The following is an 18,615-nucleotide window of genomic DNA, read 5'->3' as shown; positions in this document are numbered from 1 at the left end:
GTTCTTCCTCTTTTCAAATACCTGTTATACCACCTAATGGTGGTTATGGCTTTATATTTCCACTAATCACTATATATCACTTGCCCCAGTGGACTCCCTAGTTTCATCCTCTATATAATTCCCTCAAACTTTGCTGGATCTCTATTAACTGTTCTGCAGCAACTCCGCCATCTAAGGCCGATAGTAAGCTCAAATAAAAATCATCAGTCTGTTCCGTCATGTGCAAAATCAGCTCTCTAAACTCACTCTCCATGACATTTCCATATAGAACCTGTATCCGATTTTGTTCATTTTGTAAATAATCATCTGCAGCTGTGTTAAGCACACGATATATCTCATCACTCATTAATTTATTCTCATTGTTTTCGAAAAAAGCTTTGGGATTTTTAAAGTAAGCCATTGCTTTTGAAAATAACCCAGATTGAATATTTTTAAAAGCAGCTTCAAAATCAATTTGTGCTTTTTCCCTAATTTCATAGTAAGAAAATGATAAATCCTGATTCATCTCACTAATCATTTCGATAAGAGTTGTTTGGTACTCTGCTGCTAACTTTTCAGCATAGCGATCAAGTCTTACGGTTGTAGCTCTCATTTCCTGTGCAAATTCAAAGCCAATTTGTTCGAGTAATTCTTCAAGTGAATGCCGCACAGCTTTTTTCAGGTCCCTGCCATCATCGCGTAGCACACTGGGATTGAATGCCTCTTTAAAGAAATCACTAAACCGTAAAAATACCCTTTGCTTAATATAATAAACTAATTCTTCGATTTCCTGATACAGGCGGTTTTGTAAATTTTGTGCGGTCTGCTGTCCAAGTATTGTGTGTATATCAGCTTTCTCTGCTTCGATATTTGCCCTCTTCCGCTGTTTAACCACAGCATCTTCCCTCGTACTATCAATAAGCTTTGTTACCAGATTATACACACGGCTCAGTTCATTTTCCGACGCTGCAACTGCCATGTTAGCCAAATCATTGGTAATAAAATGATAGAAAGTCTCCTCAAAAGCTGTCATTCCTGAAACACGATTGTTTATCTTTTCTTGCTTTTCCTTAAGTGCTTTTAAGCTTGATAATGGATATAAATGCGGGTTTCTTACGCCATATTTTATTAACTGCTCGTGGACGTACTCAATAACAGTTTCCTTTTCTTCCTCGTTATCAGCCAAATCAATAGCATTTATAATAAAAAACATTTTATCTAGTTGAAACGAATCCTTTACACGTCCTAACTGGATTAAAAATTCCCGATCTGCTCTTGAAAACGCATGGTTATAGTAAGTTATGAACAGAATGGCATCGGAATTTTTGATAAAGTCAAACGCTACTCCTGTGTGACGGGCATTAATTGAATCAGCCCCCGGGGTATCGACTAGAGTAATACCCTTGCGAGTTAAAGGACAATCATAATAAAGATCAATCCATTCGACGAAGCAGGATTTCTCTTCCATCGCAACATAATCGCCAAATTCGGTTATCGTTGTATTGAGTACTGTACCCAGTTGTGCGCTAAAAGCATCATACCCACGGGTAAATGCCTGTAAAAAAGCATAATTTGTCTTCTCGCCAGTACCTAGCTGTTCCAAATGTCCATTGATTTTTTCTATTTTTGTCTTTGCAGCAGCTAAGCTATCCACATGAACATCAAACATTTTCAAGGCACGATTTACATCCTCAAGCATGGCACCTTCCTCTTTAAGTTTAACGAGAACAGTTCCATGATGATGCGAATCACTGATCGGCTTAATTCTATTAATCGCCGCTGTAGTCGGATTTGGCGAAACAGGTAATACTTTCTCTCCGATTAACGCATTAGCAAAAGAAGATTTACCGGCACTAAATGCTCCGAATAATGCCACAGTAAACCCTTTATTGTCTAATCTTTCAGCTTTTTCTACCAGCTCAGCTGCAAGCTTCTTAAAGCCCGGCAACCCCTGAACAAGCTGTGCTGTCTTCTTCAGTTTATCAGCTGTTTGTTTCATTAGGTCTCTTTTAGAAGGTAATGGAGTTTTCTCTTGAATGACTGGCTTGCTCACAGGAGTACTAGATTTTTTCTTTACCTGTTCTACATGCCCCGTTTCCCCAGAAACTACCTCAAATTCCTCTTCTTCCACATCAAACAAATGAACACGGTCATCCACTAGCCCATTAGTCTCAGTAAGCAGCCTTTCGAGTTTCGTTTGCTCAATACTCTTGGCTGACTCGTATTTTTTAACTTGCTTCAGAGCGGCAACATATCGTTCCAAGTTCGCGGATTTTTGAGTTAATCTTACCTGGCTGGCTGTATTTTTTTCCTGTAAAGCATTTAGTATTTCAATCTCAATTTCAGATAAAACGCTTTTAGCCAAAAGTTTGATTTCATTTGCCACATTATCCGTATAATTAATAACATAATCACCTGATAAACGTGCCCCCGGTTTTACATGACCGACTAGTAAATCACGCGAAAAATGAACAGTAAAACTCTGAATTTTAGTAAGCAATTCTTTATTTTCGACCCGCTTTTCCTTTAAAAAACGCAGCAGAAACTCACGAAGATGCCACTCTAGCAGTGATTTTGTTTTATCGAGTATATCCTGGTAAAAGTTATTCAGTCTTATTTCTCTTTCAGCTAAGGTTTTTTGTTTGGTAAATAACCATCCGACCTTGAATTCACTCTGACATGATTCAAGATAGCCTTCCGCAAGTGCCCTTGTTTGAAAAGGCATTAAATATGAATTCTTCATGATTTTGTTTACTTCATTATCAAATTCGCTTTCTGCCTTTTCGAGTCCCTCGCCCAAAGAGTTTTTCTCTTCCATCAGCCTATTGTAGTTATCTGCTAACTCTTGCTGTTCTGTAACCGATAGCTCATTTAAAATATCCTTGAAAGGCTCTAGCTCCTGTTCATTCTTTTTCGCTGTTAAATCCAGATGATCTTTGATTATTTTTTGCAGAGAATGAAAGATAGATTGAAGGAGTAAGCTATCTTTTTCTTTTAACCGCTCCGCCAAAAAAGCCTGTAACTTAGGAAATTGATTATATTCATGATCATCTTTTTTTAAAGAAGTATAAAAAATATCAGCCGGTTTTACTCCCCATGATGAAAAAGACTCAACCACACTTGTTTTAAAATCTGAGAATGAAAGTTCCTGATCAGAATGCTTATCAACTTGGTTAATAACAAGATAAACCTCTTTGCCGGCCTCAGTTAGCTCTTTAGTAAACATAAAATTCAATTCTGATTGAACATGATTATAATCCATTACATAAAAAATCAAATCAGCAAGATGAATAGCAGATTCAGTGGCAATACGATGCGCGTCGTCTGCAGAATCAATACCAGGAGTATCCATAATAACGGTGTTAGTCGGCAGCTCTGAGTCAGAATGGCTTATTTCGATGGAATGTATTTGATCTCCATCTTTGCAATAGTTTTTAACCATTTTATAGTCATAAGGAGCAAGATATAAACGAGGTTTTTCATTTTTAAAAAACACCTTTGCATACTCTTCGCCCGCTTTGACTTTTACAAGATTAGCACTAGTTGGAATCGGGCTTGACGGCAGTAAATTTTCGCCCACCAAGCGATTAATTATCGTTGATTTCCCTGCAGAAAAATGCCCGCAAAATGCAATAGCAAACTCCTCGCTAACTAGTTTGCCTGCTAATTGCTTAACTTTTCCAGCATTTTCTTGATCATTGTTATCTACTAAATATTCATAAGCAGCTAAGAGCTGTCCCTTTAATGATCGAATTGTAACTTGGCGATTCGCAGTTTGAATCATAAAAAATTACCCCTTATAAAAAACTTGTAATTCGTTTTATTTTATACTATACAGCTACAAATAGGCAACGATATGTTATCCACTATACAAGATATCTTACGTAAATTATAAAAGATCAAAATTAAGACCTGCGATTTCACGGTTTTTGCTGATAAGTAATGGAAACTTTGATAGCTCTATCGGCAGCTGCTATAACTGACACTGTCAAGAGGGACGGTTCTTTTTGACACTAATCTGCCCTTATGCTACAATAAACCGGTGATACCCCTAGCACAGTTAGTACTGTGCTCTTGGAAAATCATTATGTTGCCGATAGACTAATAAAGGAGGATATCATGAAAAAATTCAACATAGGGCTTTTGCTTGTTGTAGGTATGCTAATTGCCTTCGGAACAATTGGCCCTGCTTCGGCCAAATCTTCTAACGAAACGCCTTCATTTAACTTAACAACCGAACAATGGACAGGCCATAATTTCACGTTTATTGCTTTGCCAGCAGATAAGCAATCTTCCGGATACGATATCTATACAATAGATAATGCTGCTCGTGGGTTTGAAGGCGATCAGTCCGCTCGCATTCCTTATGCGAAACATGCTGGAAAGCAAGTTAAAGTTACAGAAGTTATTCCCTTTCCGGCAGGCCCTAATCAAAACGAGTTTATGGTCTATATGACGGTAAACGATACCAGAGAAAAATTGGTTGGCCGTACCATGCGAGGCCAATTGGAAGGCTTAGTATTGACAGCCGATCTAACGAATGCAAAAAAACAGTTTTTAGGTAAAACCCTTTACCCAAAACTTAGGGAGTTACCAGGGTTGTATGTGCCGGGTTCGAATGAAACCCCTGCCTCTGTACCAGTTCCAATTGGCAGTCCAGTTACTGTAGTTGATGTATATGCAGGCAATCAGTCTCATGAGCCGATTTGGTTAGTTGTTTCATTTAATGGAGAAAAGGCGGTAATGCCTATCGCTTACAGCTGGACCAATATTCCAGTTTCTGCTTGGGCCAAAACAGCTCCATGGCAAGAAGTTTTGTTTACTGAAGATCCACGACTGAGTCTCGGTTGGTCCCACAGTTTGTGGTACCAGATTGAGAGCGGTAACGTAGAAAAAGGTATGACAAAGGGACAAGTAATGCTTAGTTGGGGCAAGCCGCAAAAATCGGAGGCAAATGACTCAGCATGGATTTATGGCAATAAGAAAATTAACTTTGCGGGTGATTTAGTGCACTCTGTGGAAACCATTACAGACACTCATTAGACAATAAATAAACTATAATGTCAGTGGAACCTTAAAATACGGTCCCACTGACATTATAGTAATACTGCGATTGGGGTGTATCATGGCTAGGCAAGCACGAAATAAAAGTTCAACAGGTATATATCACGTTATGCTCCGCGGCAATGAACTTAAGCCGATTTTTCTTGACGAGGAAGACAAGAAAAAGTTTGTAGATACTATGCTCGAAAAGAAAGATGGAGCAACTAGTCGACTGTATGCTTATTGTGTTATGGACAATCACGTACACATGGTTATTCAGGAAGTTCTGCAGCCATTAGAAATATATATGAAGAGGATTGGCGTAACCTACGCGGCTTATTATAATAAAAAGCACAACCGGATTGGACATGTTTTTCAAGACCGTTTTCTCAGCAAGGCAATCGAAGATGATGCTTATTTAATTAGCGCCATACGATATATACATAAGAATCCTTTTGGGTCTGAACTCAGTCCTACACCTAACTATCTATGGAGCAGCTATCCTTCATATCTAGGATATAATGAAGCTTTTCCGTTTTTGCCTGAGATGGAAGATATCCTTGGTCAATTCTCTTCTAATAAGGAGAGTGCGATACAATTATTTAGAGAATTTCATTTGGCAGAAGATAATCAGCACCCATTTCTAGATATCGTTGATAGAAGTGTCGAACAAGCGGAAAATCTTATAACGCGTTTTTTAGAGAGTCGTTCAATGTCTATCGAGGATTTGCGCAAGTATAATAATCAGCATATAGCTGCCGAGTTGGTACAGGTACTAGTTTCCCAATGCAAAATCTCGTGCAGACAAATAGCACAATTGACAGGTATCAACCGCGAAAAAGTGAGAAAACTGACTATTTGATAGGTAGAAAACAATAACTCCGTCAATCTTTTTGATTTAGTTTATAAACTGGAGGCAGCAGTTATGCTAGAATTTATCATTCGTAGAGTTCGACCAGAAGATTTAGACCGTATAGCTGAGATTGAGGCCCTTTGTTTTCCTGCCGCAGAAGCAGCATCGCGTGAAGCATTTCAAGATAGAATTAAGGCCTTTCCCGGCTACTTTCTAGTAGCTGATATAGATGGAACCTTGATTGGCTTTATTAACGGCTGTGTAACAAACAGCTCTGTTATTTATGATGAAATGTTTCATAATATACAGCACCATATACCAAACGGCTCGAACTTATCAGTATTTGGACTAGACGTGATACCCGAGTACCGTCGCCAAGGCGTAGCCGCTCAGCTAATGCAGCATTTTATTCAAATAGCCAAAAATACTGGGCGTAAGAGCATAATTTTAACATGTAAAGGCAGACTAGTTCATTACTATGAATCGTTTGGCTATGCTAATCAGGGAATTTCAGAATCGAAGCACGGTGGTTCTCAGTGGTTTGATATGACACTTGTTTTACAACGAAATTAAACTAAGAAAAACAAGACTAAACTACATACTCTACTCTATAAAAAGACTAAACCTACAGGTCTAATCTGAAAGCCTATCCTCAAACGAATAAAGCGGTCCTCGCTCCACAAAAGAGTCCTCGCCACAAATGGCGAGGACTCTTTTGATAAGTAATCATTTGGCTAAACCACTATTCACAGTCTATTTCTTTTTTTTCAATCTGCCTATGCTAGATTTGTATTTTCAGCAACTCTATATCATACTTGCTTATATTTTTCTTCCAGTCATAACAAACAGTGAATAACTAATTTCAACGCCATCTACATGTTTTGTATCATTATAAAACGTATGTGACGCCAATTCTTTGTAACCAATTTTCCCAAGAACTTTCTTAAGTTCATTTTGATTAAAGCCATTATGCCCATTAAAATCGACCTCGAGTTTATGAAAACTGCCATCATCTTCATTTAGATCTACAATACACAAATATCCATTTTTCTTTAATAATTTATATAATCGTGTCAATGTTGTTTCGATATCAACAATATGATGTAAGGCCATTGATGTATAAATTAAATCATATTTATCTGATAGTGAGGGATGATTATTAATGTCGTGTTGGTAAGCTGTTATATTCTTAACATTATTCTGCTGGATTTTTGTATTTAACATTTCTATCATGCCTTGCGATGTATCAATGCAAGTTATATCTTTGATCTTGTCATATAGGTTGAAGCTAATGAGACCAGTTCCGCAACCAAATTCTAAAGCACTATAGTATTCTTTAATGTCAATGACAGAAGCTATCTCCTCTGAAATGATCTTTGCCCTTTTTATTCTGTTTTCGTTATCCCAATTTATGGACTGAACGTTAAAATCCATTTCTTCCTCCCACCTTAATACCTATTTAAAAACCAAGATCATAAATCCTATTCGCATTGTCAAAAAACACTTTATCATGATGTTTTTCTGGAATTATATGAGCGATAAATTCAATATAATTTGGAATATTAGCCAACGGCCAATCTGTTCCATACAACAATTGGTCATATTTATCGAGGTATTCCAGCCACATTTTTAAGAAGTTAATATAACCGTGCTTTTTAGCTAGGAAGTCTGGCATACTGTCGATCCGGCCTTCTAGGATTCCTGAAAGATCAGCAGCAACATTTTCGTTTTTCTCCATTACCGCGACAGCGTCAATTATCCATGGATTCCCGATATGGCACATGATAAATTGCACTTGTGGGTAGCGTACCGCAGCCTCGTCCAAAGTCATCGGCTGACTGTATTTTAAGATAGCATGACTGGTAGCTGTTAATCCAGTATGAACTGCTACAGGCTTTTTATATTGCATTGCCAGTTGATAAAACGGATCAAGAACCGAATCGTAAACATAAAAGTGATTGTATCCTGGATATAACTTAATGCCGACACAATTTTTTCTCTGCAAATGCTTTTCGACCAGATACGCTTGCTGCACCACTTCTTCAATGTTAAAGCATGAACTGTCCAGTCCGACACAATAACTAAGATATTCAGGATACTCATGTTCGCTCAACTGCAAACTTTGATTCCCCATTACCACTCCGTGTACAATATTATGCTTAGCGTATTGTTCTTTAAGATGCTCACTAGTATTTTTATGACCCGCCATTTCTGCAATCTCGTCAAAATAAGGATGTGAGGCGAAATGAATATGGGCATCGATTATCTTCATTGGGCATTGTCCTTCCTTGCATTTTTCGTGTATTCACTAATCTTTTACATGCAACCTGTTTCTCAAAGAAATTTATATTTTACTTTATCATAACATCGTACATAACTGATGAAAAGTTATATAGAACTAACTTTTTATAATATTCAAACATCGGATGAATCATATACCTAAACATATTCGGAATTGAACTCCTTATCCAAACAGATTAAGCTGCCGTTCAATTAGTAATTATTATTATTCCTTTATTCAATATTAATTTAGTAACGATAATAAAACTGAATGAGATCTGTAAAGAAAAGGCTATAAATCTATACAAGATTTCAGATAACAAAATTTTTAAAACAAAACAAGAGAAAGCTAGTTTAGCATTCTCTTGTTTTTCGTTGATACTTTTACAAAATTTCTTTCTTTATGAATTAAATATTTATATCATACTCCATCCGCTTTGCGGCCATTCTTGCTACATCCTCGCCAAGTAATCGCTTAATAATATGGAAGGACATATTAATTCCAGCAGAAATTCCTCCAGAGGTAATTATCGAGCCTTCATCGATAAATTTTATATCCTTAATGATTTTAAGTTGGGTGAATTCCCGCTCTAGGCGATCAGCATCCATCCAGTGGGTAGTTGCCCTTTTTCCATTCAGTAATCCCGCTTTTGCTAATAGGAATGCACCTGTGCATACAGAAGCCATGATCTTCACTTTATCCTTCTGTAATTTAATCCAATCTATTACCTCTTGGTTATTTATTTCTATCTCTTCTGCTCCATAGCCCCCAGGAATAATTAGAATATCAAAGTCAGGAGCGTTTTCAAAACGATACTCCGGTTGGATCATTAATCCATTTCGAGCTTTTATCATATCTCCATATTGTGATATTGTGTGAACTCTAAACGGTTTATCAACGTGATCTGGAATAGAAGCTATAGAAAAAACTTCAAATGGACCGGCAAAATCCAGCACCTCAACCTCGTTAAATAAGAAAATACCTACATCCCACCGCTCCCCCATAGCCGACCTCCCAGGTAATATACTTGCTAACTATTTAAGGATTTACTGTTGTCCTTCATTTATAATTTTAGATATACGCTTAATACCTTCGTGGATTTTTTCTTCTGACATGTTGGAATAGTTCAGCCGAAAAGTATTCTCGATTACTTTATTTGGGAAAAACGAATCTCCCGGTACAAATGCAACATTCTGTTTGAGACATCTGTTTAGTAACTCTTTAGCTTTCATGTTGATTGGTAATTCTACCCAGGTAAATAAACCGCCCTGCGGCCGAGTAAATTTAATATCACTTGGGAAGTATTTTTCCATTGCATCAACTATAGTATCTCTGCGACGTCTATATACCGTGATAATCTTTTCTATATCTGAATCGAAGTCATATAACTCCATATATTTTGAGATTTCCCGCTGACTTATCGATGATGTGTGTAGATCGGCCCCTTGTTTAATAAGAACATACTTTTCTATGAATTTCGCATCGGCTGCTATCCATCCTATTCTTAGACCCGGACAGAAAGTTTTTGAAAATGTACTAACAAATATTACGAGGCCTTTCTTATCAAGTGATTTTATTGCTGGCAACATTTCCCCTTCAAATCGCAGTTCTCCATATGGATTATCTTCAATAACAGGTACATCATATTTATTTATTATCTCTATAAATTGTTGCCGGCGCTCTAAAGACCATGTTCTACCAGTCGGATTTTGAAAATCAGGAATAACATACACTAGCTTAACACTTTTATTCTGCTGAAGAATTCTTTCTAGCTCATTAATTAGCATTCCATTCTCATCAGTTGGCACTTCAATAAATTTGGCTCTATATGCTCTAAATGCACTTATTGCGGCTAAATATGTTGGACTTTCACACAAAACCACATCGTCATCGTCCAAGAATAATTTCCCGGAAAAATCAAGCGCTTGTTGCGAGCCACTAGTTATTAATATATTAGAATAGTCAACATTAGTCTTAAATTTAGCATTTATCTTTTTGGCAATCTGTTTTCTTAAAGGTTCAAATCCTTCAGTAGTAGAATACTGTAGCGCCTGACTACCCGACTCCTCTAATACTTTTACTGCTACTTTTTTCAATTGCTCAATAGGGAATAACTCAGGTGCCGGAAGGCCTCCTGCAAACTATATTACTTCAGGTCTTTGAGTAATTTTGAGTATCTCACGAATATCGGACGCTCTCATTAATTCCATACGTTTAGCAAAAGTAACACTCATAATTATCTCTCTCCTAAATACACTTATTTACAACAATTACCTAATATACTAGTTTATATGTTAGGTATTTGTAAATATCCACTTACTCTTTCATCGAAAAATTGGATACTAAGCCAATGTTCTTCTATGATAATTCTCTGAGCTGAATACAAAAATGAGCTCTAAGCATAAAAAAAGTCTACTAGTTTTACACTGACTAGTAGACTTTTCGCTATAAGATCTGACGCCTTTAATAAGATACCTCTACTAAAAGATGATTAATCTCTGGTTTACTATAATTCTTATAAATTGGCTTTGAACAAAATAAGACTCGTCCATCATATGCACGGCCTCGTAGTAATTCGTATATGGCTAACTGACGTTAGTCCTCTTTACCATTACCTGCGAAGGTTAAAATAAAACCATTTATATCTTGAATTGCGAATTCCACGGTGCCATAGAAAGTAGTGTGCAAATCTAATATGATGCTCACGCTATTTTTTATCTTTTTATATAATTCCTCAACGTCGTCAACTTTTATATAAAAAGTTAGCCCTCCACCGATTGGTCTATCTTTTAAAATTGGATATTCTTCAATTATATTTCCTCTCTCTTGGAACATTAAATGAACTTCTCCTTGCTTTACCATCGCCCAATTGAATATTCCCTCTTGCGGAACCGAAATCACCAACTCAAATCCTAAAACGCTTTTATAATAATCCACTGTTTGATTAACATTTTCTACCATTAAATTGGGAGTTATTTGTTTCATCATAATCATGTCCTTTCTAAATCAGTTATTTGAATATGTAGGGAACCATAAATTCCTTTTAGGTAATAAAATTCTAACCCCTATGCTTTATTCTTTATCAATATGGAAACCCTTTCCATATTATTTTTTCCCAAAAGTCATTTAGCTTAGCATCGTCATATCACGAACTTTGATAAAATGAATTAGCTGCAAATGACTATTCTAGTAACACTTCTAACATTTTTTTTCGGTTATTAATAAATTCTTTCATCACGATATAGTGTTCGGTATTTTCAAACTCAACAACATCTATACCGTTATCAGCTATTTGTAATATTGTTGCATTTGGATAACCGATTATTATAGGTGAATGTGTTGCAATTATAAATTGTGAGTTAAGCTGCACTAAGTCATGGATTCTTGAAATCATCGCTAGTTGCCGCATAGGAGATAAGGCCGCTTCAGGCTCATCAAGTATATACAGTCCTTGTCCTTTAAATTTATTCATGAAAGTAGCAAAAAACGCTTCTCCGTGTGATTGTTCATGTAAAGATACTCCACCATAAAACTCAGTGACTTTTAGCTCATCAATCTCTGTTGAAAGATTATAGAAGCTTTCCGCCCTTAAAAAAAAGCCATCCTTAGGTTTTTTGACTCCCCGGATTAACCTAATGTATTCATGTAACGAAGAGTGAGAGCTCCTTGTTGAAAATGTAAAATTACGAGTTCCCCCTTCGGCATTAAAGCCCCAAGCTATAGCGATTGCCTCTAGTAATGTTGATTTACCTGATCCGTTTTCACCTATGATAAATGTAACCTGTTTGTCAAATTTCAAAGTATCTAAATTCCTTATTATAGGCAGTGTAAAAGGATATTGATTAAAATTGTCTATTTTGTCTTTTAATAGCTCTATAGAACGCAGATAGTGTTTCATATTAAATGCTTCCATGCTCAAGCCTTATCCCCCTTACGTCCCTTATTTAGCATCATTCATCTTGTCTCTTAATAAGTCAAGGAAATGCTTGCTGCTCGCTGACAGCCTGCGATTTCGCACCCAGACGATTACAGTTTGTGTTGAAACAGCCGGTTCAATAATTGTTTTATAATTTAATTCAGGGTCTGAAATAAGCCCCTCGGTGGACTTAGGAACCAATGCCATACCAATACCTAATTTAGTCCACATTATATTGAGCATGATGCCATCGCTTATGCACACAATCTTTGGCTTAAATCCGGCATTCGTACACCACTCAATAAACATATCTTTCCACCTTAATGGAATGATAAGCGGTTGGCTAGCCAGCTCAATTAGCCTAATAGTTTCTAATTCTTCACCGCAATAGCATTTCGTTCTGTTCATGGCTATAACTAGCGGTTCGTCAGGCAGGGAAATGGACTCGTAAATATCTGAGTCAAAAGGAGCTCGTATAATACCAATCTCGATTATTCCATTATCTAAAAGCTCTAAAATTCGAAAACCATCACCCTCCCATAACTGGAACGTGACATTAGGATACCGACTATGAAATTCACTAATTAAATTTGGTAATAATGTAGCTCCAGAGGTTGTGACTGTGCCTAATGAAATTGTACCGCCAATACCTGAATTAAGCTCGGTCATTTCTTTCATTGTGCCATTTACTAAACCTAAGATTTGTTCTGCCCTTTCTCGAAATAGCTGTCCTGCTTCAGTTAATCTTATTCTGCGGCTGCCACGCTCAAACAATTGGACTCCAAGAGAATCCTCTAATTGCTTCATTTGCCTGCTAAGTGCTGGCTGCGCTATGTTCAGCCGTTTAGAAGCATTACTTATATTTCCCGCTTCCACAATAGCATAAAAATATCTCATTTCCCGAATATCCAATCAGACACCTCTAACTATACTTTTTAGATATACAAAGCATATAATTCCGATAATTCTATTATAGTTTAGTCCATGATATAATTTCAACAGATTCTGTAATTAGGGCGTTTATGAAAAACTAAACTTCCTAATGAAAAAGGAGCTGTCTATTTTGAATTTGCCAATCAGCGGCACTGAGCTATATTCATTCATGTTAGTTATGATGCTAATGATAGTCACACCAGGCGTTAATCAAGTTTTAGTACTTCAATCAGGACTGAATTTTGGTCATAAAGCAGCAATATATAATGTTGCAGGAATTACTAGTTCAATGTTTGTCCACACGTTGCTTTCTGGTTTAGGGATATCTATCATTATCATTAAATCGCCTAGCCTGCTTGGCTTATTTAAGGTGGTAGGGAGTGGATATCTCATATATTTAGCGATTTCTAGTATATTTAATGCCTACCAGCTTCGAAATACCACTGTTAATAGTACCGATCTGACTAATTTGTCAGACTCCGAAATAAGCCGTAAATCGTTTACTAGAGGCTTCACGACAAACGTATTGAATATCCAAACCTCATTTATCTTCTTATCCATATTTCCGCAGTATATGAATCTTAATCAAAGTTTACTTAATCAGTCACTTTTTCTTACACTAATTTTTATATTATTGCTAATTGCATGGTACGCTGTAATAATCTCATTGATTTTTAAAATTAGGCATTATCTGCTGGATATTAATATCCAACGGAAACTAAAAACCGTATCAGGAGTTCTGTTGCTAGTAATGGCTATTAATATGCTTGTGAAATAATTAGAGGGATCGTCGAAGTCTTATTTAAACTCTACTCATAAAGAGTTCAAATAATGTCGGGCCTTTTTCCATATATTTATATCAACAAAGATAAGCTAGATTTAGAAGTAGCATCTCATAACGAGGTGCTTTTTTGTATTAAATCGCAATACTTATCAAGCATTATATTCTATAGTACAATAGTGACAAGTTAGTACTATGATCGGGAGGGAATAGGATGAGTGAACAAGGTATCAAAATACTAAGCCAATCCTTAGGATCTGTTATGTTTAACTTTGCATCTATAAAAAATTTCCGTGCATTATCTTCTACCGGACTAGAACAATCACGGGATGAACTATACGATGAACAACTAACGGCTGTTCTCCAGTTACTTCGCTCACCTGATGGTGACAAGTATCTTATAAAGGAGAAGCTATTAGAAAAGTTCACACCTGCAGGCTTTGCCCAATTTGTTGCCGATAACAGACTAAAAAAAGCACAGGCTTCAATAGACGCAGCAAGTATAATTTTTGCACATACAATACTCGATAGTGTACTATTCCAGTTATGTGAAGTTACAACAATAATAGACCCTAGCCGCTGGGATGACGAAATTAAGGACCGCAAAATAAGCTTTTCTGAAATAAAAGACTCAAATCCTGAACAGATCCGACTGCATCTTCTTAAGAAAAAACTGGCGGAAATAGAAAGAAGTTCATTGTTAGAAAAGTGCGATATCCTATATCGGAGATGTCAAGTCACCAGCGTTATAGAACACGAAAAGTATCAATATAGTAGAGATAAATTAGCTGTGTTTGATACCATACGGCATGATGTCGTTCATGGCCGCCTCGCTCCAGATAAAGGAATTGACAACATTGAAGAACTGTTATCCTATGCAGAGAATACGGGAGTTCACTTTGTCTTAATGGTCTCGAATGGATATGATACGAAAATGGATCCTAATTATATTGTGAGTAATATTTAGTAACATAGAATAAAACACCCGCTAGGCGAAAAACTTCGATATGCAAGACAACAGTTAGGTTACACACAAGAGGAACTTGCAGAAAAGTTAGGGTTTAGCCGGTCGTTAATTAATCACTATGAATTAGGACGCAAGTATCCGCGATTAAAAAAATTACAACTCCTAGCTAACATACTTGGCAGACCGCAAGACTTCTTTTTAGATGATAGAATCACTGTATTATCGCAAGACTAGATCGAAAAGGCTGAAAAAGCGTTAAGATCACCAAAACACTTAGCTTATGATATTGTCATTGGAGAAGCAATAGAAGCAGAGGTTACGCCTGATGAGCTGAGTCAGTTCATAGAGTTATTAAAAAATTCAAAGCAAAAAGCACGAGGATAATAACAACCTCGTGCTTTTATTATAAATGAGTACTTTACTGTACTTACTATAAATACTATGTTTTTTAAGACTTGATTATAAATATATATTGTAAGGGTTATTGTCTATAATTTATCTTAATATACCAAGAATACTCCTTGTTCTTATACAATAGTTAAAGGATAGACGAGCCTTTTATATTACTATTGATTTAAGTGAGTAGGAGCTTGTGTTAGCTTTTTTCGATATCACCATTTTTATAATAACTAAGTTTCTCGTTAAGTTGTCTTGCTTGGTTTTGACCATCTATATACATCATAGCGTAGACTGATACCTTTACAAATAAATTTACAACTATATAGATTATTATAAGATTTTTTTCAATAGTTGGGTTTAACAAGGATAGCCACACTATAACCAGAGTAGTGGCTAGTGCAGAACAGATAGTAAAACTGATTAAATGCGCCTTTTTACCTAAATCCAGCTTATTTGCAAAAGCAAATTTATACAGTGTATAAATACAGGCTAGTATAATAATTTGCCATAACAGCGAAGCTTCTATTGTTTCTATTGAATTAATGCCTAAAAATATCAAAGTAATAATTATTAGTAATCCACTAGCTTGAAAAATATCCGTTAAGAAATACTTAAGGTAATTGCTAAATTGCACAATATCCCTCCTTATAATCCTAATTTACCTTTGAGTATGGGAACATATTGCCTAGATATTACTACCTTCTCCCCGTTTCGAAGCAATGCCTCAAATCGTCCGTAGAAAACAGGACTTAAAGAGTGGATTTTTGCGATATTTAGAATTATCGATTTAGAAGCTCTAAAAAAATCCCAATTTTCATATTCTTTTTCAATTTCATAAAGCTTTAATCTTGTTTCAAAAACCTTTTCGCTACAATAAATAAATACTTTGTTATCTACTGATTCAAAATAAAATACATCGTTAGGATCAATGATATGCATTTGTAAATCTATAGTACCAATTAGTTTTTTCGAAGCTGATTTAATTGCATCAACAAGCTGCAGTAATGAATTATCTACTTCGTTGCATCGAATAATTATTTCTGGTTCAGTTCCGGCAGGTATATTCTCAATGGTGACTTTTATATTGCTCACCTCCACTTTTCACTATATTTCTAGTATATGTTAGTAATTTGATCCATTTCAACCGGCTAATAGCAACCTGCAATTTTAGCTATCTAAGCTGCAATATGTTAATGATCTATCGAACTAAGAAGAGCTATACCTCACAGTAAAGTGTGGTATAGCTCTCATCGTTAATTAGTGTAAGGGCATGTTTTCTATACCCTTATCCAATCTATAAAATACTTATTATTTTTTAACCCACGACATTATATATTCATTAAATCCAGAATCTTCGTTGGGCTGCTCTGCAATAATCGTAAACCCACAATGCTTGTAAAATTCTACCGCACTTTTATTTTGAGAGTAGACTGCTAATTCTAGAGTTGAATATATAGACTTACAGTAGTTAATCAGCTCTTTACCTATACCTTTTCCTTGGCATTCTGGGGAAACAAATAATGCTCCAATAAATGAACCATTAACAATACTAATAAACGCCTTAATAGTATTAGCTTGTTGATAAACAAAGGTCTGCGAAGAGGGTAGATAGGTTTCTTCAACTACTTTATAATTATCAATCCAATATTCTTGGGGTATAAAGCTATGTGCTGCAATATTTGCATCTAGCCAGATGTCCATAACTTCTTTCGTATCAAGCATTTCAAATTCTTTGATCATATTCTCTCCTTATAAGCTTGGCCAATTTCACCTACTATTCCAACCTTTTTCACAAAAGTCACCACCGATTTATTTTTCTAAATTCAACTCAAATCTTTCAAAATATCCAATAAGTTCCCCAGCTTCATTACGCACCGGGTTAATATAGATACGCTGGTTCTTAACACTTACGCCGAGATAAATTTCATTGCCATGTTTTTTTAATTTCTCAACTGCCTCATGGATTTTCACTTCCGATTGAGAATTATGGCATTCAAAAATTGATCTGCCAATTAGTTCCCTATATCCTCGCTCCGAGTAATAGTGATACTCTGCCGCTTTATTCATATATCTAATGATATGATTGCTATCCACATAAACAATAGGATAAGGATACGCATCCAAAATATAAGCTAGCATCTTTTCCCTTTCCATGATTATCCTCCTTAGGTACAGTTTGACAGTATCTCCTATGATCGTAAGGTCTTATTCTCCAAAGCAAGCACCCGCCGAGAGCGTTTGCCATTTAACTGTTTTTCATTAAACTAAAATTACATACGTTTAATTCAATTATCTTTCTTATCCTTTTATTCCTCAAATAACGCTTTTACATTCTTCAGCTCTTCACGAATGCCAATTCCTTGAGGACAATGGCTCTCACACTTAGCACATTCAATACACTTAGATGCGGGAGCTGCAAGCTTCGATATAATTCCATATCTTCTCTGAGCCTCTGGAGATCGGTCGAAAACCCAATAGTCATTATAATTTCCAAAGATATTAGGTATATTGATTCCTGCCGGACAAGGCATACAATATGAACAAGCAGTACAGTTCACTTTTATTCTCTCTTTAAATAGCCTCTTCACTTCATCTACTACGGCAATTTCGTTTGATGTTAATGAATTAGGCGCTGCTTGAGAGGCTACTTTTACGTTTTCTATGACGTGATCCATTGTGCTCATGCCACTTAAAACAACTGATACTTCTGGGTGATTCATTACCCATCTAAGCGCCAACTCCGCTGGTGTTCTTCTCACCTCAGAGTCAATAAGAACATCTTGTGCTTTCTCAGGCAGCCTAATAAGATTGCCGCCCCTAAGTGGTTCCATAATAGCAATTCCAAGCCCTTTTTTTGCAGCGTACTCTAAACCTTCTTTACCAGCCTGGTAGTTTTCATCTAGATAATTATACTGAATTTGGCAAAATGACCAATCATAATAATCTACAATTTCCTTAAACAACGCTACTTCATCGTGAAAAGAAAAACCTGCATATCCTATTCTTCCATCCTTAATAGCTTGATCTAAAAAACCACCAAAATCAGCTTCTTTTAATGTAGTCCAAACACCTTTATTCAAACTATGTACTAAGTAAAAATCAATTTTATCAGTTTCGAGACGTTCCAATTGTTCGTTTAAATATTTGTCCATATCAGAGCGCGTTTTTATTAACCAACTTGGTAGTTTAGTTGCTAATTTTACGCGGTCCCTGTATCCATCTTTTAGGGCTTTCGCGACAAAAGGCTCACTTTCACCGCCTTTAGTAAAACCAGTACCGTGATAAGGGTAGGCAGTGTCTACATAATTTACACCCGCGTCAATTGCATATCTCATCATAGTTATCGCCTTATCTTCATCAATGTGAGTTGGATCACCATCAATAATCGGCAGCCGCATACAGCCGAACCCTAAAACAGAAACCTCTTCATTCGTTTTTCCAAACTTACGATATAACATGATAT

At 36.2% G+C, this 18,615-nt stretch carries 19 protein-coding genes; 6 read left to right on the top strand and 13 right to left on the bottom strand.

The features are described from left to right. Positions 1 to 103: 103 nt before the first annotated feature. Complete coding sequence (locus tag V6C17_RS14510; protein ID WP_333523294.1) at positions 104 to 3,763, bottom strand: dynamin family protein; 3,660 nt, start codon at positions 3,761 to 3,763, stop codon at positions 104 to 106. 335 nt (positions 3,764 to 4,098) lie between these two features. Between V6C17_RS14510 and V6C17_RS14505 the strand changes: the two genes are divergently transcribed. From V6C17_RS14505 to V6C17_RS14495, 3 genes are all read left to right on the top strand, one after another. Beyond that, positions 4,099 to 5,022, top strand: a complete 924-nt coding sequence (locus V6C17_RS14505; RefSeq protein WP_333523293.1) for a hypothetical protein — start codon at positions 4,099 to 4,101, stop codon at positions 5,020 to 5,022. 82 nt (positions 5,023 to 5,104) lie between these two features. Next, entirely contained in the window at positions 5,105 to 5,884 is a 780-nt protein-coding gene (locus tag V6C17_RS14500; RefSeq protein WP_333523292.1) for a transposase, read from the top strand. A gap of 63 nt (positions 5,885 to 5,947) precedes the next feature. After that, on the top strand, positions 5,948 to 6,448 hold the full coding sequence (locus V6C17_RS14495; protein WP_333523291.1) for a GNAT family N-acetyltransferase: 501 nt from the start codon (positions 5,948 to 5,950) through the stop codon (positions 6,446 to 6,448). A 246-nt stretch (positions 6,449 to 6,694) separates the two neighbouring features. Here V6C17_RS14495 and V6C17_RS14490 read toward each other — a convergent pair whose 3' ends face one another. The 7 genes from V6C17_RS14490 to V6C17_RS14460 all read right to left on the bottom strand — a co-directional run bounded on the left by V6C17_RS14490 (position 6,695) and on the right by V6C17_RS14460 (position 12,984). Beyond that, positions 6,695 to 7,309 carry a class I SAM-dependent methyltransferase gene (locus tag V6C17_RS14490; RefSeq protein WP_333523290.1) on the bottom strand — a complete coding sequence of 205 codons (615 nt, stop codon included), beginning with the start codon at positions 7,307 to 7,309 and terminating at the stop codon, positions 6,695 to 6,697. 25 nt (positions 7,310 to 7,334) lie between these two features. Beyond that, a complete protein-coding gene (locus V6C17_RS14485; RefSeq protein ID WP_333523289.1) occupies positions 7,335 to 8,147 on the bottom strand; it encodes an amidohydrolase family protein in 813 nt (270 codons plus the stop codon). A 416-nt stretch (positions 8,148 to 8,563) separates the two neighbouring features. Beyond that, complete coding sequence (locus V6C17_RS14480; protein ID WP_333523288.1) at positions 8,564 to 9,160, bottom strand: DJ-1/PfpI family protein; 597 nt, start codon at positions 9,158 to 9,160, stop codon at positions 8,564 to 8,566. A gap of 42 nt (positions 9,161 to 9,202) precedes the next feature. Beyond that, positions 9,203 to 10,252, bottom strand: coding sequence for an aminotransferase-like domain-containing protein (locus V6C17_RS14475; protein ID WP_333523287.1), 1,050 nt, complete (start codon positions 10,250 to 10,252; stop codon positions 9,203 to 9,205). A 499-nt stretch (positions 10,253 to 10,751) separates the two neighbouring features. Beyond that, on the bottom strand, positions 10,752 to 11,144 hold the full coding sequence (locus V6C17_RS14470) for a VOC family protein (protein ID WP_333523286.1): 393 nt from the start codon (positions 11,142 to 11,144) through the stop codon (positions 10,752 to 10,754). 193 nt (positions 11,145 to 11,337) lie between these two features. Then, positions 11,338 to 12,069: an AAA family ATPase gene (locus V6C17_RS14465; RefSeq protein ID WP_333523383.1), complete on the bottom strand. Its 732-nt coding sequence runs from the start codon at positions 12,067 to 12,069 to the stop codon at positions 11,338 to 11,340. Between the two features lie 27 nt (positions 12,070 to 12,096). Next, positions 12,097 to 12,984 (bottom strand): LysR family transcriptional regulator, encoded by an 888-nt coding sequence (locus V6C17_RS14460; RefSeq protein ID WP_333523285.1) that lies wholly within the window; start codon positions 12,982 to 12,984, stop codon positions 12,097 to 12,099. Between the two features lie 151 nt (positions 12,985 to 13,135). Here V6C17_RS14460 and V6C17_RS14455 point away from each other — a divergent pair, with 151 nt between their 5' ends. The 3 genes from V6C17_RS14455 to V6C17_RS16000 all read left to right on the top strand — a co-directional run bounded on the left by V6C17_RS14455 (position 13,136) and on the right by V6C17_RS16000 (position 14,987). Beyond that, positions 13,136 to 13,783, top strand: coding sequence for a LysE family translocator (locus tag V6C17_RS14455; RefSeq protein WP_333523284.1), 648 nt, complete (start codon positions 13,136 to 13,138; stop codon positions 13,781 to 13,783). A gap of 217 nt (positions 13,784 to 14,000) precedes the next feature. After that, on the top strand, positions 14,001 to 14,753 hold the full coding sequence (locus V6C17_RS14450) for a hypothetical protein (protein ID WP_333523283.1): 753 nt from the start codon (positions 14,001 to 14,003) through the stop codon (positions 14,751 to 14,753). A gap of 9 nt (positions 14,754 to 14,762) precedes the next feature. Then, entirely contained in the window at positions 14,763 to 14,987 is a 225-nt protein-coding gene (locus V6C17_RS16000; RefSeq protein WP_442891510.1) for a helix-turn-helix transcriptional regulator, read from the top strand. A 361-nt stretch (positions 14,988 to 15,348) separates the two neighbouring features. Here V6C17_RS16000 and V6C17_RS14445 read toward each other — a convergent pair whose 3' ends face one another. The 5 genes from V6C17_RS14445 to V6C17_RS14425 all read right to left on the bottom strand — a co-directional run bounded on the left by V6C17_RS14445 (position 15,349) and on the right by V6C17_RS14425 (position 18,610). Then, a complete protein-coding gene (locus V6C17_RS14445) occupies positions 15,349 to 15,786 on the bottom strand; it encodes a hypothetical protein (protein ID WP_333523282.1) in 438 nt (145 codons plus the stop codon). 11 nt (positions 15,787 to 15,797) lie between these two features. Further along, the gene (locus tag V6C17_RS14440; protein ID WP_333523281.1) at positions 15,798 to 16,244 is read right to left on the bottom strand and encodes a LytTR family DNA-binding domain-containing protein; all 447 of its coding nucleotides are present in this window, start codon (positions 16,242 to 16,244) and stop codon (positions 15,798 to 15,800) included. A gap of 216 nt (positions 16,245 to 16,460) precedes the next feature. Continuing rightward, the gene (locus V6C17_RS14435) at positions 16,461 to 16,892 is read right to left on the bottom strand and encodes an N-acetyltransferase (protein WP_333523280.1); all 432 of its coding nucleotides are present in this window, start codon (positions 16,890 to 16,892) and stop codon (positions 16,461 to 16,463) included. Positions 16,893 to 16,961: 69 nt separating this feature from the next. Beyond that, on the bottom strand, positions 16,962 to 17,306 hold the full coding sequence (locus tag V6C17_RS14430; RefSeq protein WP_333523279.1) for a PAS domain-containing protein: 345 nt from the start codon (positions 17,304 to 17,306) through the stop codon (positions 16,962 to 16,964). 152 nt (positions 17,307 to 17,458) lie between these two features. After that, complete coding sequence (locus V6C17_RS14425; RefSeq protein WP_333523278.1) at positions 17,459 to 18,610, bottom strand: aldo/keto reductase; 1,152 nt, start codon at positions 18,608 to 18,610, stop codon at positions 17,459 to 17,461. Positions 18,611 to 18,615 lie beyond the last annotated feature (5 nt).

Source organism: Dendrosporobacter sp. 1207_IL3150, assembly GCF_036763085.1.
GTDB lineage: Bacteria > Bacillota > Negativicutes > DSM-1736 > Dendrosporobacteraceae > JBAIYU01.
This window is presented reverse-complemented; position numbering and strand designations above follow the sequence as displayed.